The organism is Roseovarius nanhaiticus, assembly GCF_900156535.1.
Lineage (GTDB): Bacteria > Pseudomonadota > Alphaproteobacteria > Rhodobacterales > Rhodobacteraceae > Roseovarius > Roseovarius nanhaiticus.
The window spans coordinates 26,061-48,408 of sequence record NZ_FTNV01000006.1; the positions used below are offsets into that span (position 1 = coordinate 26,061).

At 63.0% G+C, this 22,348-nt stretch carries 23 protein-coding genes; 10 read left to right on the plus strand and 13 right to left on the minus strand.

Annotation, left to right across the window (positions count from 1 at the left end; translation table 11 throughout):
• Positions 1-102: 102 nt before the first annotated feature.
• Positions 103-438: a beta family protein gene (locus BW975_RS18480; protein ID WP_472506461.1), complete on the plus strand. Its 336-nt coding sequence runs from the start codon at positions 103-105 to the stop codon at positions 436-438.
• A gap of 222 nt (positions 439-660) precedes the next feature.
• Here BW975_RS18480 and BW975_RS17220 read toward each other — a convergent pair whose 3' ends face one another.
• The 11 genes from BW975_RS17220 to BW975_RS17270 all read right to left on the minus strand — a co-directional run bounded on the left by BW975_RS17220 (position 661) and on the right by BW975_RS17270 (position 13,536).
• Complete coding sequence (locus BW975_RS17220; protein WP_076535574.1) at positions 661-1,554, minus strand: amidohydrolase family protein; 894 nt, start codon at positions 1,552-1,554, stop codon at positions 661-663.
• Positions 1,541-2,428, minus strand: coding sequence for an ABC transporter permease (locus tag BW975_RS17225; RefSeq protein ID WP_076535575.1), 888 nt, complete (start codon positions 2,426-2,428; stop codon positions 1,541-1,543). The genes BW975_RS17220 and BW975_RS17225 overlap by 14 nt, the downstream gene beginning before the upstream one ends.
• Complete coding sequence (locus BW975_RS17230; protein ID WP_076535576.1) at positions 2,425-3,390, minus strand: ABC transporter permease; 966 nt, start codon at positions 3,388-3,390, stop codon at positions 2,425-2,427. The genes BW975_RS17225 and BW975_RS17230 overlap by 4 nt, the downstream gene beginning before the upstream one ends.
• Positions 3,391-3,409: 19 nt before the next feature.
• Positions 3,410-4,972 carry an ABC transporter substrate-binding protein gene (locus BW975_RS17235; RefSeq protein WP_076535577.1) on the minus strand — a complete coding sequence of 521 codons (1,563 nt, stop codon included), beginning with the start codon at positions 4,970-4,972 and terminating at the stop codon, positions 3,410-3,412.
• A gap of 28 nt (positions 4,973-5,000) precedes the next feature.
• Positions 5,001-6,677, minus strand: a complete 1,677-nt coding sequence (locus tag BW975_RS17240; protein WP_076535578.1) for a dipeptide ABC transporter ATP-binding protein — start codon at positions 6,675-6,677, stop codon at positions 5,001-5,003.
• Entirely contained in the window at positions 6,674-7,711 is a 1,038-nt protein-coding gene (locus BW975_RS17245; protein WP_083687181.1) for a dipeptidase, read from the minus strand. Before BW975_RS17245 ends, BW975_RS17240 begins: the two co-directional genes overlap by 4 nt.
• Positions 7,708-8,430, minus strand: a complete 723-nt coding sequence (locus tag BW975_RS17250) for an RraA family protein (protein ID WP_076535579.1) — start codon at positions 8,428-8,430, stop codon at positions 7,708-7,710. The genes BW975_RS17245 and BW975_RS17250 overlap by 4 nt, the downstream gene beginning before the upstream one ends.
• The gene (locus BW975_RS17255; protein WP_076535580.1) at positions 8,427-9,398 is read right to left on the minus strand and encodes an NAD(P)-dependent oxidoreductase; all 972 of its coding nucleotides are present in this window, start codon (positions 9,396-9,398) and stop codon (positions 8,427-8,429) included. The genes BW975_RS17250 and BW975_RS17255 overlap by 4 nt, the downstream gene beginning before the upstream one ends.
• Positions 9,398-10,357: a LysR family transcriptional regulator gene (locus tag BW975_RS17260; RefSeq protein ID WP_076535581.1), complete on the minus strand. Its 960-nt coding sequence runs from the start codon at positions 10,355-10,357 to the stop codon at positions 9,398-9,400. Before BW975_RS17260 ends, BW975_RS17255 begins: the two co-directional genes overlap by 1 nt.
• 192 nt (positions 10,358-10,549) lie before the next feature.
• Positions 10,550-10,954, minus strand: a complete 405-nt coding sequence (locus BW975_RS17265) for a hypothetical protein (RefSeq protein ID WP_076535582.1) — start codon at positions 10,952-10,954, stop codon at positions 10,550-10,552.
• Between the two features lie 1,016 nt (positions 10,955-11,970).
• The gene (locus tag BW975_RS17270; RefSeq protein WP_076535583.1) at positions 11,971-13,536 is read right to left on the minus strand and encodes a phytoene desaturase family protein; all 1,566 of its coding nucleotides are present in this window, start codon (positions 13,534-13,536) and stop codon (positions 11,971-11,973) included.
• Positions 13,537-13,692: 156 nt separating this feature from the next.
• Between BW975_RS17270 and BW975_RS17275 the strand changes: the two genes are divergently transcribed.
• The 6 genes from BW975_RS17275 (at position 13,693) to BW975_RS17300 (ending at position 17,516) form a co-directional block, all read left to right on the plus strand.
• Positions 13,693-14,379, plus strand: coding sequence for a YoaK family protein (locus tag BW975_RS17275; RefSeq protein WP_170846625.1), 687 nt, complete (start codon positions 13,693-13,695; stop codon positions 14,377-14,379).
• Positions 14,380-14,516: 137 nt separating this feature from the next.
• Positions 14,517-15,803: a sulfite oxidase gene (locus tag BW975_RS17280; RefSeq protein WP_076535584.1), complete on the plus strand. Its 1,287-nt coding sequence runs from the start codon at positions 14,517-14,519 to the stop codon at positions 15,801-15,803.
• Positions 15,804-15,860: 57 nt separating this feature from the next.
• Positions 15,861-16,253 carry a cytochrome C-552 gene (locus BW975_RS17285; protein WP_076535585.1) on the plus strand — a complete coding sequence of 131 codons (393 nt, stop codon included), beginning with the start codon at positions 15,861-15,863 and terminating at the stop codon, positions 16,251-16,253.
• 130 nt (positions 16,254-16,383) lie between these two features.
• The gene (locus BW975_RS17290; RefSeq protein WP_076535586.1) at positions 16,384-16,641 is read left to right on the plus strand and encodes a type II toxin-antitoxin system ParD family antitoxin; all 258 of its coding nucleotides are present in this window, start codon (positions 16,384-16,386) and stop codon (positions 16,639-16,641) included.
• On the plus strand, positions 16,638-16,973 hold the full coding sequence (locus tag BW975_RS17295) for a type II toxin-antitoxin system RelE/ParE family toxin (RefSeq protein WP_076535587.1): 336 nt from the start codon (positions 16,638-16,640) through the stop codon (positions 16,971-16,973). The genes BW975_RS17290 and BW975_RS17295 overlap by 4 nt, the downstream gene beginning before the upstream one ends.
• A 60-nt stretch (positions 16,974-17,033) precedes the next feature.
• Positions 17,034-17,516: a nucleoside deaminase gene (locus BW975_RS17300; RefSeq protein ID WP_076535588.1), complete on the plus strand. Its 483-nt coding sequence runs from the start codon at positions 17,034-17,036 to the stop codon at positions 17,514-17,516.
• Positions 17,517-17,574: 58 nt separating this feature from the next.
• Here BW975_RS17300 and BW975_RS17305 read toward each other — a convergent pair whose 3' ends face one another.
• Complete coding sequence (locus tag BW975_RS17305; protein ID WP_076535589.1) at positions 17,575-18,123, minus strand: DUF421 domain-containing protein; 549 nt, start codon at positions 18,121-18,123, stop codon at positions 17,575-17,577.
• Between the two features lie 329 nt (positions 18,124-18,452).
• On the opposite strand from BW975_RS17305, the gene BW975_RS17310 reads away from it, so the two are divergent.
• The 3 genes from BW975_RS17310 (at position 18,453) to BW975_RS17325 (ending at position 20,442) form a co-directional block, all read left to right on the plus strand.
• Positions 18,453-18,773, plus strand: a complete 321-nt coding sequence (locus BW975_RS17310) for a hypothetical protein (RefSeq protein ID WP_175610732.1) — start codon at positions 18,453-18,455, stop codon at positions 18,771-18,773.
• A 32-nt stretch (positions 18,774-18,805) separates the two neighbouring features.
• Positions 18,806-19,932, plus strand: a protein-coding gene (locus BW975_RS17320; RefSeq protein ID WP_212634903.1) for an IS3 family transposase whose coding sequence is annotated in 2 segments (ribosomal slippage) — positions 18,806-19,076 and positions 19,076-19,932 — 1,128 coding nt in all. Because the reading frame shifts where the segments join, the coding sequence is not laid out codon by codon here.
• A gap of 63 nt (positions 19,933-19,995) precedes the next feature.
• Positions 19,996-20,442, plus strand: coding sequence for a phosphatase PAP2 family protein (locus BW975_RS17325; RefSeq protein ID WP_076535593.1), 447 nt, complete (start codon positions 19,996-19,998; stop codon positions 20,440-20,442).
• 47 nt (positions 20,443-20,489) lie between these two features.
• On the opposite strand, the gene BW975_RS17330 is transcribed toward BW975_RS17325, so the two are convergent.
• The gene (locus BW975_RS17330) at positions 20,490-22,073 is read right to left on the minus strand and encodes a phospholipase D-like domain-containing protein (protein WP_244512630.1); all 1,584 of its coding nucleotides are present in this window, start codon (positions 22,071-22,073) and stop codon (positions 20,490-20,492) included.
• Positions 22,074-22,348: the final 275 nt, after the last annotated feature.

The following is a 22,348-nucleotide window of genomic DNA, read 5'->3' on the forward strand; positions in this document are numbered from 1 at the left end:
GTCCAGTTTTATTGTTAGTGCATCGTCAGCCTCTGGTCCATTGGTACGAATGCTCCTGGTGCGGGCGGGCAAATCAACTTCCCAACGAAGAGGGGTGCTGCAATTCCTATCCCTCCCGTTCGCCATACGACCAAAACGGATACAGTTTTTCGTTGGAAGGCTGCCGGAAAACAATCTGAGGTGATGAAGGCCGTTCGAATAGAGCTTGTTGGACGACCTGACTTCGCGGGAAAGATGTTGTCGTATGCGGATCGCAGGATATGGGACGCTGCCAACGGTCATGTCACGCCGGGCAATGCAAATAAATGGCGCGAATGGAACATGGCACGCCATATCACTCGTGTTTGTTCCGAATTAGCAACGATGTCCGGTCTCTGGTTCGTGGACGAAGTGGAGTATGACGAGCCTGAAGAAATTAACATTTTCGCTGATAGCTAGTTGTTTCATTCAGATGCACCCACAAGTTCACCCTGCACAAAAGTTGGCTGCAACGAGCTGCTAGGTCCAAACTATGATGGCCGGCGAATGGCTGGTTTAATTTGATGGTTGTTGATGACAACGCATAGATGTGCCGATCGTTAGATACGACGAGATAAAAACTCTATTGGCGCCGCTGATCACCTGCATGCATCCTCCGGTCAATGGGGGCTGGACGGCGGGCTAGAAGCGGTAGAAGCGCCGCGCGGTGCCGCCGAGGATCTGCGGCAGATCATCCGGCGCGACATCGGCGATCAGCTCAAACGCATCGCGGTAAAGCAGATGTAGCTTGTCCACCGGGAAGTTGCTTCCGAACATGGTGCGGTTCGCGCCGAAGAGGTCAATGATCTCGGCTGTCAGATCGCGGGCACCCTGACCCATGTCAGTGCCAAAATACATGGCATATCCCGACAGTTTTACATGAACATGATCGAGCGCCGCCAGTGCCGCCATCCCGCGTCGCCAGCGCGCGGCGCCCGCCGCACTCAGGTCATACGGACTACCAAGGTGGTCGATGGCCACCGGCACTTCGGGATGACCGGCCAGAAACTCGGCCGCCGCCTGCATCTGCTCCGGGTAAAGCTGCAAATCGAAGCTGAGCCCTCGGGCGCCCAAGCTGGCAAATCCCGCCCGCCACCCAAGGTCGCGAAGGTAGTCACGCGGGGCAAAGCTGATCTCGGGTCGATCCTCCTGCCGCGCGATAATCTGGCGGATGCCTCGAAAGTTCGAATAGGCCATGTGCCGATCGAGTAGGTCATCCAGCTCCGGCGCGGCTAGATTGACGAACCCGACAATCATGATGGGAAAGCACGCGCTGTCGCTTATTTTTTGTATGAACCGCGTCTCGGCTACCGGGTCGGACAGGCTGTTATCGACCTGAACATGCACCGACCCCGCAACGCGATCCGGCGCCGCCTCGTTCAAAAACTCGGGCAAGAGATAATCCCGCTGGATGGGCGCCGGATCGCCAAACTGGCGGCGCCCCGATTTTTTCAGCCAGACCCAGCCGACGCCCTCGGGGTCCGTATCGGGTGCCCAAATGTGGTGATGTGCGTCAACGACGCTAGGCAAAACCATGTCGCGGCCCCGATGCATCCCGTAGGCGATCCCCGACGAGATTGATCGAGAAGATCAGTATGAGGAGCGCACAGCCCGGCAGGAGCGAGATCCACCACTCGCCATTCAGAAGGTAGGAAAACCCGTTCGAGACGAGGCGCCCGAGGCTCGGTTCGGTGATGGGCAGACCGACGCCGAGGAAGGACAGCGTCGCCTCGAGCGTGATGGCATGCGCGAACTCGATCGTCGCCACGACTGAAAGTGGTCCCATGCAATTGGGCAGGATATGGCGTAGCAGCAGCCGCGTGCTGGAATAGCCCATGAGGCGACCCGCCTGCACATACTCTTTGTGCCGCTCCGATAGTACCGAGGCGCGCACGGTGCGGGCGAAATAGACCCACTGGACAGTGACCAGCGCGATGATCGTATTCTCGACCGCGCGGCCAAGGATGGCAAGCAGCACCAGCGCTACCAGGATCGCGGGGATCGACAGCTGGATATCGACGACACGCATCACGATGCGGTCGGTCCAGCCGCCGTAATAGCCGGCGAGCAGCCCCAGCGCGGTGCCGATCACGAAGGCGAAAAAGCCGGACACTGCGGCCACCATCAGGCTGATGCGCAAACCATAAAGGATCGCACTATAAAGATCGCGCCCCTGATCGTCCGTGCCCAGCGGCGGCGCGCTGCCCGAGAACGACGCCTCGCCGGGCGCGAGACGCGCATCGAGGATCGAGAAGGTCGAGAGGTCATAGGGATCGTGGATCGCCAGCCATGGCGCAAAGATCGCGGCAAGGATCAAGAGGATCAGAACGATTAGGCCGATGGTCGCTAGTGGCGCGCCCTTGATGAAACGGCGCATCGGCGCCCAGCGGGGGAGAGTTGCAGTGCTCATTTCAACTGTGCCCTCGGATCGAGCCATCCATAGACCAGATCGACGATCAGGTTGATGGCGATGAACAGGACCGAAGTGACCAGCATGTAGGCCACGATCAGCGGGCGATCGAGCTGGTTGATCGCGTTGATGATCAGCCGCCCCATACCCGGCCAGGCAAAGATCGACTCGGTCACAACGGCGAAGGCGATGAGAATGCCGAATTGCAGTCCGATCATCGTGACGATGGGGATTGAGATGTATTTCAGCACATGGAGGCGCACCACCCTGCCCCGGCTGAACCCCTGCGCGCGGGCGAAACGCACGAAATCGAGGCTCATCGCCTCGCGCATGCCCGAGCGGGTCAGGCGGATGAGGAAGGCCATGGGAAAGATCGACAGGTTCAGCGCCGGCATCAGGACATGGCTCCACCCATCGGCGGTGAAGAGACTGGACCGGACGCCGAGAAAGCTGCCGACGTCGCCCCGTCCGCCCGAGGGCAGCCAGCCCAGCCAGACAGCGAAGACCATGATGAGCAGCAGACCGACGAGGAAGGTGGGCAGCGAGAAGCCCATGATCGAGCCGGTGACGATCCCCCGGTCCAGCATGGTGCCGGGGTTCATCCCCGCAATCAGGCCCAGTGGGATGCCGATGAGAATGGCGAACATCATGGCCACTGCGGCGAGTTCCAGCGTGGCGGGCAGACGCTCGAAGATCACCTCAATGGCCGGCTCGCGGAAATAGAAGGATACGCCCAGATCGCCGCGCAGCGCATTGCCGAGGAACGCGAGATATTGCTCGGGCAAGGACCGGTCCAGCCCCAGCTGCGCGCGGAGCGCCGCCTCGGCGACAGGACCGGCGTCCGAGGACAAAAGCAGGTTCACCGGGTCGCCGATGGCATAGATGCCGACGAAGACCAGCAGCGAGACGAGCGCAAGCGCGACCAATGCCTCGATCAGTCGTTTGATGAGATATGTGGTCATGCCCGCGCCCGCCCTTGATTTACTTCGTGATGTTATGGGCGCGGAACGCCTCGTCGGGCATGGTGGAATAGCCCATGTCCCCGCGCAGCGCGACGATCACATTTTGCGCATGAAGCGGGATCAGCGCGTGCTGGTCCATGAACATGCGCGTGGCCTTGGCCAGCTCGGCGTCGCGCTCCTCCAGATCCATCAGCTGCTCGGCCATCTTCAGCTGTTCATCTCCTTCGGGATAGCTGAAGCCGCCATTCCAGCTGCCAAAGCCCGCCTCGGCGTCCTTGGTCACCAGAACCGAGCGCAGCATCGAGCCGCTGTTGCCCTGCGCGTTGCCCCAGCCCAGCATGAAGAAAGGGAACTCGCCCGCGCGCATCCGCTCGAAATAGACGGATTTGGGCATGGTATCGACGGTCAGGTCGATGCCCACCGCGCCCAGCATCTGGCCGACCGCCTGACAGATCTTGGCATCATTGACATAGCGGTCATTGGGGCAGCCAAGCGTCATGGCAAAGCCGTCCTCGTAGCCTGCTTCGGCGAGCAGGGCCTTGGCGCGCTCGGGGTCGTATTCCACCGGGCCGAGCGTGTCGTCGGTGCCCATGAAGCCTGAAGGCACAGGCTGATTGATCGGCGTGGCCAGCCCTTCCATGATCCGCTCGATGATGAGGGGCTGGTTGACGGCCAGCGAGATCGCCTCGCGCACCTTGACGTCGCGCAGCGGGTTCGTGTCGAGCGCGCTGCCATCCTTGGCGGTCAGCATCGGCGCCTGCTCGGGCACGGTGTTGAACTGCAGGAAAATGGTGCGCGCCGAGGGGCCGCTGACGATCGAGATCTCGTCATTCTCTTTGAGGCGGCTCACATCGAGCGGCGGCACGCCGTCGATGATGTCCACATCGCCAGCCAGAAGCGCTGCAACACGTGCGGAATCATCCGGCATTTCACGCATCGTGACCTCGTCGGCGGCAGGCGCGCCATCCCAATAGTCGGGATTGCCCTTGAGGCGCAGCGCCTGCCCGCGATCCCAGCCGACAAACTGATAGGGGCCAGTGCCGATGGCCGCCTCGCCGCTGTTGAACATGTCTGTCGTCACGTCCTCGGGCAGCTCGTCCGAGATGACGAACGCGGTATAGAGCAGCGTCAGAAGGTCCGGCGTCGGCACTTCGGTATGCAAGCGGATGAGATGCGGGTTCAGAACCTCGACTTCCTTGATGGCCGACATCTTCTCGGCGTTGAGCCCGTCGGAACCGGGCACATTCGGCAGACGCTCCAGCGTCGCGATCACGTCCTGTGCGTCGAAATCGCTGCCGTCGTGGAATTTGACGCCCTCGCGCAGCTTCATCTCCCATGTGGTGTCGTCGATCACGGTCCATTCCGTGATCAGCGCCGGGGACGGCTGAAGGTCGGCGTTCGACAGGATCAGCGGATCGTAAATGTGGCGGTAATACGCCTCGTCCGAGCCGAGCGCGCCCAGTTGCGGGTCCATCGAGGACGGGCTGACGGAAATGCCGACGACCGTCTCGGCGGCCAGCGGTGCGGCGAGAGCGGTCGCCGCAAGTGCGGTGCTGGCCAGAAGGTTTGATAGTCTTGTCATTGGTCTTCTCCCTGTTGCGGTTGCTGTGTCAAACATGCGCCGGCGCCTCCCGCGCCAGCGTCGCGCCGGGCGCGAATTTCGGCGAGGTCGCCAAAAGATGTTGGGTATAAGGGTGCTGCGGGGCGTCGAAGATCGCCTCCGTCTCGCCGATCTCGCGTATCTGGCCCTGCTGCATCACGGCGATCCGGTCGCAAAGCTGGCGCACGACGGCGAGGTCGTGACTGACGAAGAGAAGCGTGAGGTTGAGGCGGCTGCGCAAGTCTCCGAGGAGGTCCAGAACCTGCGCCTGAACCGACACGTCCAGCGCCGAGGTCGGCTCGTCGCAGATCAGGAAATCGGGATCGAGCACCAGCGCGCGGGCAATGGAAATGCGCTGGCGCTGGCCACCGGAAAATTCATGCGGGTATTTTGCGCCATCGGCCTCACTGAGGCCCACCAGCTCCAGCGCATTTATGCCGCGGTCCCTGGCCGCCGCGCGGCTTTCGGCCTTGCCGGTGACCATCTGCGGTTCGACCAGCGCGGCCAGCACGCGTTGGCGCGGGTTGAGCGAGGCGAAGGGATCCTGAAACACCATCTGCATCTGCAAAACTTCGCTGCGCATGGCGGGTGTGACCGCCAGCCGGGTGATGTCGCGCCCCTCATAGGTGACGCGCCCGCGCGTGACGGGTTGAAGCCCGCAGATGACACGCGCCAGCGTCGATTTGCCCGAGCCGCTCTCGCCCACGATCCCGAGGCTCTCGCCGCGCGCAATGCTGAGGCTGATATCCGACAGCGCATGCACCTCGCGCCGCGCGGCGGCGCGCAGGCGGCGCGGCCCCTCGAAGACGACGCCGACGTTCTGCACCGAGGCAATCGTATCGCTCCCGGCCTCGGGCGCGTCATGGGCGAACCGCTCCATTCGCGTATCCGAGCGTGGCACCGAAGCGATCAGCGCCTTGGTATAGCTTTCCTGCGGGTCAAAGAGCACATTGGCCTTGGCCCCCGCCTCGACGACGCGGCCATGCTGCATCACGACGACGCGGTCGGCGATCTCGGCCACCACGGCCATGTCATGCGTGATCAGCAACACGCCGATCTGACGCTCGCGCGCCAGTCGCTCGATCACCTGCAGGACTTCGGATTGGACCGAGACGTCGAGCGCCGTCGTCGGCTCGTCCGCGATCAGCAAATCAGGCTCGCCCGAAATGGCGATGGCGATCACGATACGCTGGCGCTGCCCGCCCGAGAGCTGGTGCGGATACTGGCGCAGGCGCGTTTCCGGCTCTGGGATGGCGACCTGCTTCAGCAGTTCTATGGCCTTGGCGCGGGCGGCGGATTTGCCGATCTCGGCCGCGTGCATGATGGCGGGGATCATCTGCTGGCCGATGGTCAGCACCGGGTTCAGCGACGATAGCGGATCCTGGAAGATCGCCCCGATCCGCCGCCCGCGCAGGCCGCGCATCCGCGCCTCGGGCAACTGGGCAAGGTCGGTGCCATCGAGCATGATCCGCCCCGTCTCGATCCGCCCCGGCGCGTCGATCAGGCGCATGACGGCAGCGGCGATCGTGGATTTCCCCGCCCCGCTTTCGCCCACCACGCTCACGATCTGGCCGCGCTCGATTGTCAGACTCGCCTCGCGCACGGCCATATGATCCGCCACGCCCTGCAGCGCGTCGCCCGGATACCGGATGCTGAGACCCGCGATATCCAGGAGCGGGTGGCTCATTTCCAAACTTCCTCGCAGACGCGGGCGAAATTCTCGCCCAGAACGCCGCGCACATCCTCGTCCGACCAGCCGGCTGCCAGCATGAGGTCGATGAGCTCCAGCACCTGCTCGGGCTGGGCAAAACCGGCCCGGCGGCGCTGCACCGGCGGGCTTTCGGGCCACATATGCGGGAATTTCTCGACCCAATCCCAGAACCCGCCCACGTCGAGGACGAAATCGAGGCCGAGGCCCAGATGCCGCGGGCCTACAAGCTGCGCCATGTAGTCAAGATGCTTGAAGATCGACTGCGAGGACGCCTTGGGATCGTCGAGGAATTCGCCGAGGCCATTGACGCCGATCACGCCGCCGGTGGCCGCGCATTTCACGATCTGTTCGTCGCGGATGTTGCGGTAGTGCGGCACCACGCCATAGGCGTTGCAATGCGAGAAGATGAAGGGTGAGGTCGCCACATCCATCGCGTCCATCGTGGTGGTGACGCCCGAATGCGTGCCATCGACCAGCATCCCGACGCGGTTCATCTCCTCTACCACGGCCACACCCCAGTTCGACAGGCCGCTGTCGTTTCGTTCCGAGCAGCCGTCACCGACGCGGTTGCGCGCGTTATAGGCCAAGAGCGCATGGCGCACGCCCAATTCGTAGAAGAGGCCGACCATCCCCAGATCGTCGTCGAAATGCTTGGTTTCCTGAAGGTTGTAGATCAGCCCCAGCTTGCCGGCCGCCTTGGCCGCGCGGATATCGGCCACGCTGCGGCAGCGGACCATCGTCTCACTGCGCGCCTCGATGGCCCGGCCCACGCGGGCGAAATGGGCGATGGTTTCGGCGAGGTTTTTTTCCGGCCCCATGACGGTCAGCGAAATGAGGTCCACGCCCGCCGCCGCGAAGCGCGGCAGGATGCGGTCCGTTTCGACATAGTCCGGCGTCCAAGGCAGCGTCATGTCCCAGACCAGCGCATCCTCCAGCATCGCCAGCGCCTCGGGCGTGGCGGCGGCGCGCACCTCGTCCAATTTCAGGCTCTCGTTGTAGCGCTCGGTCATTCCGCCGCCTCCTCTTGCGATTTTCCGGTGATGAGCGCCCGGAGCGCACCCAGATCGGCCCGCTCGGCCTGGGCCAGCGCCAAGAGCGGCGCCTCGCGCGCCTGCACCTTCAGCGCGGCTGCCTCCAGAACGGGCGCGGCACTTTCGGGGATCACGACAGCGCCGTGGCGGTCGGCGTGGATAATCTGGCCATCCTCGACGCGCATGCCGAAGACCGAGGCGCCCGCGCCGTAATCCAGCCAGTGAACATGTGCATGGCTGGGCGCGACCTTGCCCGCGATGATCAGGAAACGCGGGTCGAGATCGCCCAGATCGCGCACGACGCCATTCGTGACCGCGCCGACCGCGCCCAGGGACCGATGAAGCGCGGAATGCACCTCGCCCCAGAAGGCACCGATGGGGTCGGTATCCGTGTCCTCGACCACGAGGATCGTGGGCAGATCGCAATTCGCGACATATTCGTAATAGCCGATCTTGAGGGCATTATTCTCCTCGGGGCCGCGCCCATGCGGCGCGCGGGCAGCGATGCGCGCAGTCTTGGCGCGCCCGCAAATGGCGCGCGCGCCCTCGGGCAAGCTCGCCCCGTCGGGCGCCGCGATCATCGTCTGGGTGGTATATCCTTCCAGCCGCGTCGCCGGGTCGATCAGTTCGAGCGCGTTGCAGATCGTCGGCGTGTCGAAACGCGCCAGCGCCGCCAGATGGTCGGATGTGACGGTCATGATATATCCTCGAGATTGGCGATCAGATGCGGCTGCAATGTGCCATCGAGCGCGGCCAGCGCGTTCTCGGCAGTGATGCGCGCCATGCGCAGACCCGTCTCGACAGTCAGCGCGGCGGAATGCGGGCTGGCGATGATATAGGGGCTGGCGAAAAGCGGATTTTCGGGCTGCGGCGGCTCTATGGCGAAAACGTCGAGGCCTGCGCCGCCCAAGGTGCCTCCGGCATCCGGCAAGGCGGCCATAAGCGCAGCCTCGTCGATCAGCTCGCCCCGCGCGGTGTTGATCAGGAAGGCGCCCGGCCTCATCGCCGCCAGCCGCGCGGCATCCATCAGCTTGTCCGTCTCGGGCGTCAGCGGGCAATGGAGCGAGACGATATCGGCGCGCTCCAGCGCGGCCATCAGATCTGCCTCGTACACGATGCCCTGCCCGGCCTGCGCCGCCTGATCGGCCACCGGATCGAAGGCCGCAACCTCCATGCCAAAGGCCTGTGCCAGCCGCGCCACGCGCCTGCCTATGCGACCCACCCCCACCAGCAGAAGGCGCCTGCCCGAAAGCTCATGCGTCGGCCACTCCGGATCGTTGATATAGCCACCCGAGCGCGCCCGCGCGTCGTACTGCATCACGCGTCGCGAGAGGGCCAGCATCAGCATCAGCGCATGCTCGGCCACCGATCCGGCATTCGCATCGCCCACAGTGGCAACGGGAATGCCCCGCGCCGAAAGCGCCTCCATCGGCAGGTTGTCGAGGCCGACGCCGTGTTTCGAGATCGCCTGGAGACGCTCGGCACGGGCCAGCATGTCGTCGGTCAGCGGCGTGTTCTTGATGCAGATGACATCGGCCTCGCCAATCAGCTCCATGATCCCCTCGGGCGTCGGCGCGTCGAGGCGGATCAGCCCGATATCCTCGCGTGCCGCCAGCAGCGACAGCCCGGCCTCGTGAAGCGGCTTCAGGATCAGCACCTTGGGCATCACCGCCCTCCCTTGCGCGGCGCGGTCGCAAGAGGCGTCACGTTGCTGTCGCGGTAGCGCCCATCCGGCCAGCGGCGCACGTAATCCTGCGCGAGGGCGGCGAAACGGTCGGTCACCGGGTCCGCGCCCGACTGCCACGCCATGTCGGTCTGAAGGCTGGCGCCCGCGTCGATGATCGGGCACAGGACGATCCCGCTGCGCGCCGCGTTCTCGACGCATTCGGGATAGATGGTGATCCCGATCCCCGAGGCGACGAGGCCCATGACAACGGATGTGTCCGGCCCCTCGGCCACGATATCGGGAAAGGCGCCGACGGTCGCGTAGACCCGGCGCAATTCGTTGCGGTAGACCTGCCAGCGGCTGCGATCGCCGATGACCAGGGGCTCGCTCACCGTCTCGGCAAGGCTGAGCGCCTTGCGCCGGGCCAGCGGGTGCGTCTCGGCCATGACGGCCACAAGGCTCTCGCGCCAAACGCAGGCCACGTCGAAGCGCGCATCGCTGACCGGGCCGATCCCGAACGCCACATCGATCTCGCCCGCCGCGAGCCGCGCCATCTGCGTCTCGGTGCCCGAGCGGACCATGCTAACATGCACATCCGGCACGGTGCTGCGGAAGGCCTGCACAATCTGCGGCAAGGGACCGGAAATGGCGAAGTCGTTGTAGCCGATGCGAATTTCGCCCACCGCGCCCTCCTCGGCGCGGCGCGCGCGCGTGAGCGCCGTCTCGAGCTGGGCCAGAACCTTTGGCGCTTCGCGCTTCAGCGCCGCGCCCGCGCCAGTGAGGCGAACCTGCCGAGTCGTGCGCTCGAACAGCTTCATGCCGATCCGCGCCTCAATCCCCGCCACCCGGCGGCTGAGCGCGGATTGGTCGACGTTGAGCCGCTCCGCCGCGCGGGTGAAGCTCAGATCCTCGGCCACGATCAGGAACGTGCTGAGATCGCCGATGTCTATATTGGCCACTAGTCGTCCTCCAGGATGCAACAGAGGGAAAGCAATGCCCCTGAGCGTATGCTAGACGTTACCGCAGCGATAATTGCGAAAACATGGCAAAGTTAGCCTTGATTAATGCGATAATTGCATGGGTAAGCAGACGGCGATCTGCGCTGTTGATGGCAAGGTCGGTTCCAAGTGAAACTCGGGGCGGGGCGCGACCTACTCTCCGCCGATCTCATGGAGACTATTTGTGACCATGATCGACGCAAGCGCCATCGCGGCAAAAATCAACAGCGTCACCTGCGGCCCGGCCAACGAAGCCAGTGCGCCGAAAAGGCCCGATCCCAGCAAAGCTACTCCTATTACTGTGTTCGAAACTGCCGTATAGGCAGCACGGCGATCATGCGGGGCCATATCTACCAGATAGATCACCCGTCCTTGCCGCACGCCGTGATAGGCAATCATCAGCACGAACAGGACCAGAGGCAGCGCCCAGATCGTGCCCGCCATGCCCGCCTGCTGCGCCGTCCAGCGCAGCTGCACCAGCAAAATGGCCAGAACGGTGATCGGCGCCGCCGCAGCCAGCCAGTGAAGGGCATCCAGAGGGATCAGGGAATTGTCCATGGTCAATCACTACGCCTTGCGGAGGGTTTAGGTACGCAGCGGATGCGCGCGGATGGCCTGCGCAGCAGGCGCGCGCGCCCCGCGAAGCTGCAGATCGGCGCAGATCCAGAGTACGAATGCAAATGGCAGAAGAAAGACGGTCATAGGAGCAGCCCCTCGGATTGGTAACGGCCCTCAGATCGGGGCCATTGACTCTTTCAGGCTCGCATACCGGCAAAGGCCGTTCATTGATCCACGTTAACCTTGCCGAGCAATCCGGCAAAAGCGGAGGCAGCACTCAGAATGTACCGGATTTGGCAGCACCCGCAGGCTATCAGACGACATGCAAACCGACCTTCGTGACAGACCTCCGACCCTGATCGCATCTCGATAGGCGGAGCGTTCTTCAGCACGAGGCGCGGCGAAGGCACGAAAAGAGCCCAGATCTACCCTTGTTAGAATCTAAGGAGTGTTCATAATAACTTTGATATCAACGGGTCTAACACCATGATTTATGCATTCTGCGCCTCTGTCATCTTGGCTATCATTTTCTCTTCTGTAGTTGCGGGGAACAAATTTCCGACAGCGGCGCGTTTGCCAATGCAATGGGGGTTGAACGGTAAGCCTACATGGTCAGCGCCTCGCACCGCTGCACTTACATTCACGCCAGTCTTGGCAATTATCGTCACAGGCTCTTTTATCGTTGTCGCGGGGGCTGCAACTCATATCGTCGCAATAGTGGTTAGCTTGTTTTTCGCAGCACATCTCCTGCATCTATGGCTGGTTTATCGGCATTTGATGCGGCCCTGAAGGTCCGCAATGTCCGCTCACCGCACCTTCGCGCGTCTTTCGTCCTAGGCCTGGTCCGTATCAGAGATGTTGGTCAGGTGGATTGGCTTCGCTGACGGAGCCTGCCGATAGGTTTCCGCAAACCGAACGCGACGTATTCCTTTTGCAAAACATTCGTCAACAGGTCCCGGCCCGCAGATGCGCATAGCGTGGCTGACAGGGCGCGCGAGGCGCCCTGCCCCTCTGCCTCAGGTCAGCATTTTGCCCAGAAGCGTGCCGGGCCCGCCGCCCGTGCTGGCGCCGGGCCAGACGGCGGCGCCGGTGTGATAGAGCCCGTCAATCGGCGTCGTGCCGTCCGAATAGCCGCGCACGGGGCGAAAGATCGCGTTCTGCGACAGGTGGTGACTGCCGCAGACCTGATCGCCGCCCACAAGATTGGGATTGTCCGCCTCCAGATCCAGCGGCGAGACGCAGCGCATGCCCAGCACCCTGCCCCGCAGACCCGGCGCGTGCCGCTCGACCAGATCCAGCACGCGCTCGGCAAAGGGCGCCAGGGCGCCGTCCCAATCGGTCGCCGTAATCTCGCCCGCCGCATCCCCCGCGATCTCGCCCGGCACCATGCGCACTTGCAGCCAAAGCGTATGCTGACCCTCGGGCGCGCGGCTGGGGTCGATGGCTGTCGGCTGGCCGACGACGACCACCGGCTCTTCGGGCAGAAGGCCAGCCAGCGGCTGTTGATAGGCGCGCGCCATGACGTCGAGTGTGGGCGCGATGGTGACATAGGCATACTCGCGCAGCTCCGGTCCCGCGCTCCAATCTGGCAGGTCCGAGACGGCCAGATGGATCATCACAGTGCCGGGTGCATGGCGAAACTCGGCCAGGCCTGCGTCGTAATGCGCGGTGCCCGTCCCGCCGGTCAGCCGTGCCAAAGCGCCGGGTGCGACGTTGGCGATGACCGTGCCCGACTCCAGGCTGCGCCCGTCCGCCAACTCGACGCCGCGGGCGCGCCCGCCCTCATGGATGATGCGCGTGACCTCGGCGCTGCATTCCACCGTGCCGCCTTGCGCCTCGATCTCGGCCACCATGGCAGCGATGATGGTCCCCGAGCCGCCCCGGCCCAGCCACATCCCGCCCGCCTGATCGCCGAACGCCTCAAGATAGGGAAAGATCGCGCCCGAGGCGATGTCCGGCGCGTAGTCGATATGCATCCCCCACGGGGCCAGCGCGGCGCGGATCTTGTCGCTTTCAAAGGTGCGGCCCAGCCAATCGCGCGGCGATGACAGGCAAAACCGCGCCAATTCCAGTGAGCCGCCCCAACCGAACTGGCGCAGCGCGCTCCAGCCCAGCCCCGCAAGCGCGGTCCATTTCATCGGGCTGCCCATCAGCCCGCCGATGACGCCCGCCCGCGCATCAAACCCGTCGCTGAGCGCGCGCCAGGTCTTCGTGTCCTGCTCTGACAGCGCCTTGACGCGCGCCAGGTTGGCCTCGCGATCAGTGCCAACGCCAAACCACGAGCCGTCATCATAGACAGAGGCAAAGCAATGCTCGGCATGGGCGAATTCGGCGCCGCGCACCTCCAGCGCCTCGCCGAAATCGGCGTAGAAGGCCGAGTTGCGGAAATTCGACAGGTTCATCGCCGCCCAGTCATGGTGAAAGCCGGGCTTGGTCAGCTCGGACGTCTTGACGGCGCCGCCGGGGCTGCCTGCCTGTTCCAGCACGCGCACCGACCACCCGGCGCGCAGCAGATACAGGGCGCAAATCAGGCTGTTATGTCCCGATCCGATGATAATGGCGTCTTTGCTCTCATGGCTCATGGCTGGCTCCCGGCAAATCGTCCCCCGGCAGGGGGGTGTCATTCGTGCAGTCCTTTTGACCTATGCCCTGCCGCGCAAAGAGCAAGGCACGCTCTGTTGCGCGGGCCCGTACCGGCAGGCTATGACGCCCCATCGCCGTTCAGCAAGGACAGTAAAATGCCGCACTCACAGGACAATTCCATCCGGCGACACGGCCTCAAACCCGCCTGGGCCGAAGTTGTCCTCGCGTTCCTTCTTGCGGCGATCGCGGGCTGGATCGATGCGGTGGGCTTCTTGCATTTCGGTGGTTTGTTCGTGTCGTTCATGAGCGGGAACACGACCCGTCTGGGGGTCGATATCGGGCATGCGGATCCGCTTCTGATGCTCCTTCCGGCGGTGGTCATCGCGTGCTTTGTGCTGGGTGCCTTTGTCGGAACGCTGATTTATCGCGGCGCGCGCGGCTATGGCGGCGCATTGGTGCTGGCGGTCGTTGCGCTGACGCTCTGCGCCGCGCTGGTGCTGCACGGTCGCCACGGGATCGAGGCGGTCTTTGCGGGCCTGCTCGCGGCGGCGATGGGAATGCAGAACACGGCGATGCAGGGGGTGGCCGGTCATGCGGTCGGCCTGACCTATCTGACCGGGAACCTGACCAAGCTGGGACAGAACCTGGCCCTGATGATATTGGGCGAGGATACGGGGCGCAAATGCCTGCTGTTCGCCGGAATATGGGCCGCCATGTTCAGCGGCGCCATCGGGGGCGCGCTGGCCCATACCCGCGCGGATCTGGCCGCGCTCGGACCGGTGATGGTGCTGCTTGGGATCATTGCCATCCTTCGGGCAGCTTATGTCCGGATGCGGCATTAAAGCCCCATAGAGGCCTGCCCCACCACGCGGAAAAGCGCGCGGCGCGGTGTTTGCGGCGCCGTGCGTCCAGCGCGAGACGCTTGGAAAAAAAGCCGGGTTGCTGTACCATTCATGGCTATCCATGGGAGGATGCTGACATGACCGACAAGACAGTAACCGACACGGCACGGCCCGACAGCGCAGCCGTCACCGAAGCCGCAGAACAGCCCTCGCGCCGGGCATTTTTGGCGACGACCGGCCTGACCGCGCTTGGCGCCTACGCCGGAATGGCGATTCCCAATGGCGACGGCCTGGCGGCCTTCGCCCAGGCAAGCGGAACGACCGTCGAGGAGATCATGGCGGCCAAGGACGGCCTTGTCCTGATGAACGATCGCCCGCTCAACATGGAGACGCCCGCGCATCTGCTGGATGCCGACGTCACCCCTTACGAGCATTTCTTCGTCCGCAACAACGGCATGGTGCCGGAGACTGCTCTGGACATGGACGCCGAAGGCTGGACTCTCACCATCGACGGCGAGGTGGACACGCCGCTGGAGCTGAGCCTTGATGAGCTGAAAGAGCGGTTCGAGACCGTGACACAGCGGCTTGTGCTGGAATGCGGCGGCAACGGGCGCGCCTATTTCAATCCGGGCGCCTCGGGCAACCAGTGGACCACCGGCGCGGTGGCCTGCGCCGACTGGACCGGCGTGCGCCTTAGCGACGTTCTGAATGCCGCGGGGGTCAAGGACAGCGCCGTCTATACCGCCCATTACGGCAACGACCCGCATCTTTCGGGCGATCCGGACAAGGACGCAATTTCGCGCGGGGCGCCCATCGACAAGGCCATGGCCGAGGGCAGCATGATCGCGTGGGAAATGAACGGAGAGCCGATTCCGGCGGTACATGGCTTCCCTCTGAGGGTGGTGATCCCCGGCTATCCCGGCTCGGCCTCGCAGAAATTCCTGACCCGGATCTGGATTCGGGACCAGGAGCATGACGGCGCCAAAATGACGGGCTATTCCTACCGCGTCCCCGCCTACCCCGTCGCCCCCGGCACCGAAGTGCCCGAGGAGGATATGGTGGTCCTGACCGAAATGCCGGTGAAATCGCTGATCACCAACCCCCGATCCGGCACCGAGACCGCCGCCGGTCAGGCAACGGAAGTGCGGGGCCACGCTTGGGCGGGCAGCGGCGATATCCAGTCGGTGGACGTTTCGATCGACTTTGGCCAGACTTGGACCAAGGCCAATCTGGACCCCGCGAAAAACAAGTTCGCCTGGCAGCGGTTCCGTGCCGATGTGACCCTGCCCGAGGCAGGATATTACGAGGTCTGGGCGCGCGCCACCGACATGAACGGCGTGATGCAGCCCCCCGTTGTGCCGGGCTGGAACCCGCGCGGCTACGGCAACAACATGCAGCACCGTATCGCCCTGATCGCCACCTGACCGCAATGCGGGGGCAGGGCCAATGCGCCCTGCCCCGCTCTTATCCGAGAGGGCTCAATGACTTATACTACAGCCACGCCGCGCGCGGCGCTCCTTGCGCTCGGGCTTTGCGCAGCCAGTGCCGCGCAGGCCTATGACCCGATGGCGCCCGCCGCCAACCCCCTGACCCCCGCCGCGCCCCCCGCCGCGCCTCAGGCCGAGGCCAGGCAGACCGCCGCGCCCGACCCCGAGCTGGGGATGCTACCCAAGGGCGACGGCGCCGAGGCGACCTATTATCAATGTATCGCCTGCCACTCGACCGCGATCATCCGCCAGCAGCACCTGACCGATGCCCGCTGGGACTATCTGTGGACATGGATGGTCGAGGATCAGGGCATGTCCGAGCCTGACGAGGAAACCAAAGAGCAGATCCTCAGCTATCTCAAAAAGCATTTCTCGTCCGAACGGTAAGGCGCGGCCCCTGCCCCGCCGGTCAGGCGGTCATCCAAAGGCCGCATCATGGGCAGGTCGCGCGCCGATATCCGGCTCCGTTGACCGAAATCGGCTGTTGGCATATATTGCCAAAAAAGGAGATTTGCCGATGGTAACCCGCAACGTTGTCCTGACGGAAACCCAGGACCATCTGGTTCAGGCATTGGTGGCATCCGGGCGTTTTCAGAACGTAAGTGAGGCAATGCGCGCTGGTCTGAAACTGTTGGAGCAGGAGGAGGCACAGCTTGCCGAGATCCGAAAAGGCCTGCTTGAAGGTCTGGCGCAGGCCAAGGCGGGCGATCTTGCTGAGGGCAGCGGCAAAGACGCGATCCGCCGGGCCTTTGCGACTGCGCGCGCCCGTTCATGAGCCGATCCTTTCGGCTGACGCGTCGCGCAGAAGCCAGCCTTGTCGAGATCGCCCGCTGGACGATCGAGACTTTTGGGCCGCGCCAGTCAAAGCTTTACGAGGCAGAGTTGCTCAACCGCTGTGAAGGCATTTTGAGCGGCGCGGCGCACAGCCGCAGTTGCGCCGCCCTTGTGAACCAGGCCGATGACTTGCGGTTCATCAGGGCAGGAGAGCATTTTGTGGTTTTCTGGGACCAGCCCGAGGAGATCGTCATCGTAGATATCCTGCACTCTCGCTGTGATCTATCCTGTCACGTGGCGGCGCTGATGGCGCTGAAAAACGAAGGCGTATGATCAAGCGTGCCTGCCGCGCGCGCACATGGACAGGACCGCACAAGGAGGGTTGGCGACCGTATGCGAAACGAACAGACAGACGAGCGCGTCACGCCCACCGAACGCCGGGCGTTGCAGGATGCCATCGCGCGCGCATTGGAGGCGGCACGCGCCTCGGGCAGAACCGGCATCGCGGCAGCGATCGTTTCGGGCAACCGCGTGCTCGAAATTGCAGAAAATACTGTCCACGCTGCAAGTGATCCGACCAAGCACGCCGAGATGGTGGCCCTGGCCGCTCTGTCACAACGACAGGACCGCGAGGATCTGAGTGATTGCACACTAATCTCGACCCTGCAGCCCTGCGAGATGTGCCTTTCAGCGATGAGATTTGCGGGCATCCGCAAAGTCGTCTTTGCAGCACGGCAGGAAAATGTAGCGGCAAAGTATTTTGTCTTTCCACGGCTGCGCATCGAAGATTTCGCGGCCGCGGGCGAGACCTTCGAGCATGTCGGCGGCATCGGCGAGGCGGACGTTCTGTCGCTGTATGAGTGCGGGCAGGAATAGGCGTTGCCGTAATCCAAGGCGAACGGCGCGCGCCTTGCAAAAAGCCGGGCCAAACACCTTATCCCGGCTTTTCGGCACTTCCGGGCCCGGCCGCATCCAATCTGACGCCTTGAAGCAGCACAGCATCCATTCTGGTGCCATGGATCACCGAAATATTGCCCGTCGTCTCAAGGATGACCGCCCGGATCCGGGAAATGTCGCCCGCATTGGCCTCTCGCAGCTTGGCGATCAGATCGTCCTCTGTAACGCGGGTCTGCCGCAGTGCATCCCGAAGGATGACGCCGTCCTTCATCAAGAGAAGGGGCGTATTCTGCACCACCTCATCAAACCGGGAGGATGCATAGCGCAGGCGCGATACGGCATATTGAACACCAAACAACGCCGCCATGGCAGCCAGCGTTTGAACCAGCGGCGCCCACCCGCCCGACTGCGATGCACCTGCCAGAAGAGAGCCCATTGCGACGGTCATCACGAAATCGAAATTCGTCATTTTCGAAAATGACCGCAACCCGACGACGCGTACCAGCAATATTACCCAAGCAATCCCCAAGGTGCTGAGCAGCGCGCCCTTGGCCAGTGCGTCGAGTAGCGGTGGCTCAAAAAACATGGGACCTCCCGTGAAAAGGGCCGCACAATCGCCGGCGGCTCGGATGCCCATTCGAAACGGCAGACGCGGGATATTCGTTCCGCGACAGGCCGTGCGCGCAGCCGGGGGGCGCAGGCGGCGGCCGTCACCCGCAGGGCCCTGCGATCCTCCCACATCCGGCCGGGAAATAGCCGAACCTGCGCCGGTCATGGCGGGCAGGACCGCGATCCTGTCCGGCGGTCTAGAGCGTCACAGGGCGCCCGATCTTGCTGCGCCGATAGCGCAGAGGCCCGTCGCCCGGCACACCCGGCGGACATGGAACTGTCTGATCCGGCCAATGGTTTACCCATATGAATTCTGGAATCTTACCTTTTATGATCGGCTGGTGCCGCCGTCATATCGAAGCGACGTCACTGATCCTTTTGAGTATCAGTATCGGTGCCGTTTGGATGCTTGCCGAATTGACCGACGAGGTTGTCGAAGGCTCTACCCGAGACCTTGACCGCGATGTCCTGCTGCTGCTTCGCACGCCGGGCGATCTGTCCGATCCAATCGGTCCTTGGTGGCTGGAAGAGATGGGCCGCGACATCACGGCCCTCGGCGGTGTTGCGGTCCTGACGATCACGACGCTTATCATTGAAGTGGTCCCAGAAAACCGGACAGTCGGCTAAGGTGTATCCCAAAACTTTGAAGGGATACGAGAATGGCGAAGCGCCGGAACTTTACAGACAAGTTTAAAGCCAAGGTGGCGTTGGAAGCGCTGCGTGGCGATAAGACCGTGCAGGAGATCGCAGCAAAGCATCAGTTGCACCCGAACCAGGTCAGCACATGGAAACGGCAAGCTATCGACGGGACGGCTGATGTGTTTTCTGGTGGCAAGCAGAGCGGCCCGACGGAAGCGGAGGTCAAAGAACTGCATGCCAAGATTGGGAGGCTGGCCGTCGAGAATGATTTTTTGTCCGAAGGGCTGAAGCGGTGAGCCCGGCAGAGAAACGCTCCATGATCAAGCGGGATCACCCTGAGCTGAGCATCAGCCAGCAGTGCAAACTGGTGCGGCTATCGCGGTCGGCGTTTTATTCTACGCCCGTCGGGATCGACGCGGATACGCTGGCCATGATGAAAGAGATTGACCGGGTCTTCACCAAATATCCGTTCTTCGGCAGTCGTCAGATCGCTGCCTATCTACGAAGAGAGGGCACAGTAGTCGGGCGTCATCGCGTCAGGCGATTGATGGCGAAGATGGGCTTGGAGGCAATCTACAAACGCCCCCGAACCAGCCAACCGCACCCGCAGCACCCGGTCTATCCGTATCTGCTTCGAGGCATGCAGATCGACCGCCCCAATCAGGTCTGGTGCGCTGATATCACGTTCGTGCCGGTCAAGAACGGCTTCCTGTATCTGGTCGCGATCATGGATTGGGCTACGCGCAAGATGCTGAGTTGGAGACTGAGCAACACGATGCACGCAGACTTTTGCATAGACGCTTTGAATGAAGCCATTGCCAAACACGGTACACCGGAGATCATGAATACGGACCAAGGATCACAGTTCACGGGATCGGCCTGGATCAAAACGCTGACCGAGGCTGGCGTGCGCATCTCAATGGATGGACGCGGACGCTATCTGGACAACATCTTCATCGAGCGATTGTGGCGATCCCTGAAGCAGGAAGCGATCTATCTCGAAGAGATCAATGACGGCTTCCAAGCCCGGCATGTCATCAAGAACTGGATGGCATTCTACAACGCAGAGCGGCCCCATTCCGCGCTTGATCGGCAAACGCCTGACGACGCATACTGGACCGGCTTGGAAGAGCAAAAGGCAGCATGAAACCTAAACCCGATACACCTTAGAAACGCTGCAAACCTGTCCGAAAAAGTGGGACCACTTCACATGTCGTTGTTTTTTCTGCTGCTGCGCCGGTGGAGTTCGGCGCTCTACATGATGATCACCGTTGGTGGGGGCATCTTGATCAGCAGTTTCGCCAAGGATTTCTTCGGTCGCCCGCGACCTGACCTCGTGCCCCACGAGTCGATCGTTCATACCGCCAGCTTTCCATCGGGCCACTCCATGATGGCCGCGATCGTGTACCTGACGCTGGGCGTTCTGATCGCCCGAGTGCAGCCCAAATTCATCCTGAAGCTCTACGTCATGATCGTGGCAAGCGTTCTGACGCTGTGCGTGGGTATCAGCAGAATCTACATGGGCGTTCATTGGCCCACCGATGTCGCGGCAGGCTGGCTTGCCGGGGGGGCGTGGGCGATGATCTGTCTGATTGTGGCCCGCATCCTGGCGCAGCGCGGACATATCGAGGAAGAAGTCGTCGAAGAGGCCGGATAAGGCGGGCAACGCTGCGCCTGCCCGCAGACCGGCTCACAGCACCCCGGTTAGTGTCGAGGGCCCCCGCCCTTGCGCAAGGTCCACGCCTTCCACCCCAGATATGCCAACGCCGCCGCACCGGCCATGAATGCCAGATGCCTGGGCCGCACGCCTTGCCCCGTCGAGGTTGACTGCCCCGGCAAATAACGCGGATCCAGCAGGCGTGTGTCGGCAAGGAAGCTGCCTCTCCAATTCTCGTCCCCCGGCACGATGTCGCGCAGGCCGCGTCCCTCTGGCGCGTTCAGGCTCTCAATCGCTGCGATGAGTGTGCCCTTTTCCTGCAAGGCCGCGTCAAAGACCTCAGGCGATACATCCAGATGTTCGGACAACAGGCGGGTGCGGAAACCGTCAATCAGATCGCCCGGCCCCTCAATGGCCACATCGCACTCGGTATCAAATCCCATGGAACGGTCGTTCAGATTGCTGGATCCAAGACGCAGGATACGGTCATCGACGATCATGATCTTGGCGTGGACATAGATCGGCTCGCCCGCGCTGTTTGCAGGATAATGGATGCGGAAACGGTCGCCTTTACCAGCCTTTTTCAATCGCTCGATCATACGGCCGCGCAAGACGTTCATCGCATCGTCTTCCAGCTGCGACTCGGCCTCGACGGGGTTGATCACCACGATTTCGGGACCGTCCTCCTCGGCCAGACGCCTTTCCAGCGCTGCGCAAATCTTCTCGGCGGCGAAATATTGGGATTCGATGTAGATCGCCTGTGTCGCCACCTCGATACAGCGCAGATACAGCGCCTCGACCTCGTTCGTCAGCGCCGCGCCATCATATGGCGGCTCGGTGCGCGCGATTGCGACCTGAATGTCCGTCGCATCCGCCTCCAGCGTGTCGGGCCACGCCATCTGGTCCGCAGGATCCGGGCGCGCCAGTTCCTCGCCAGTGGCGCGGTACCAGCGCATGCGCGACAGCTCGGCCAGAGCCGATGCCGCGGGGCCGGTCATCGCGGAGGTCGCATCATGCCAGGGGCCCGACAGCGTGCCGTCCTTGCGCACTCGTCTGGGATCATCCGGCTTGTGATCCGATGTGTCCCACCGGTCCTCGGTCGCGTCGATACCGCCGCAGAAGGCCAGGCTGTCATCGGCCACAACGATCTTTTGGTGATGGCACGCCCCGAACGGATGATGTCCGTCGAGCGCAAAATGGATACGGTCGCTGCCGAATGTCGCCAAGGCCAGCGAAGGCAGAACCGCGCCCGGCGCCGCAAGAACCGCGCCGTTCCACTTCAGCAAATAGACATTCAGATCGGGCGATTGCTCGACCACCGCCTCGATGAAACCGCCCAGCTGGTTCGGAAGCCCGTCGGGTGCCAGCCCGTTCTCATCGCTCTCGCCCGGCAGCATTTCCAGTTCGAAATCAAAATCCCAGCCAATGAGCAAAAGCTCTTTTCGCGCCGCGGTAAAGACCCGGCGCAAGATGCGAAAGTAATCGGCCGCATCGACGATCAGACACATCTTGTCTGCGCGCGCGATCCGCCAGCACGTCGTGTCAGGCTCAAAGATGGGCGGGACGTCTTTCAACGCAGCTCGGTCCGCTTTGGCTGGCTCCGGGTTTGCCTCGGCGCGGTTAGATTTCACATCACTCTCCATCATTGGGGCCTGCCACGCTGCGATCCCCCGAAGCATCGAGATTGGGTGCTGAATGAGCAACCGGACCGGCGCGGAAGGGTTCCAGCGATAGACCTTAAAGCTGTCACGAGCGACCATTCTTACGTCACATCACCTTGCGATGCCAACTTCCGGCCGAAACCCGATGGCCGGTGTTGTCACGTTAACGCCCTGCACATTGCTGGCCGAGGGTTGTCAGCGTAGTTGGTGGCGATGCGAAATCAAGACATCCGCTACAAGCGCCA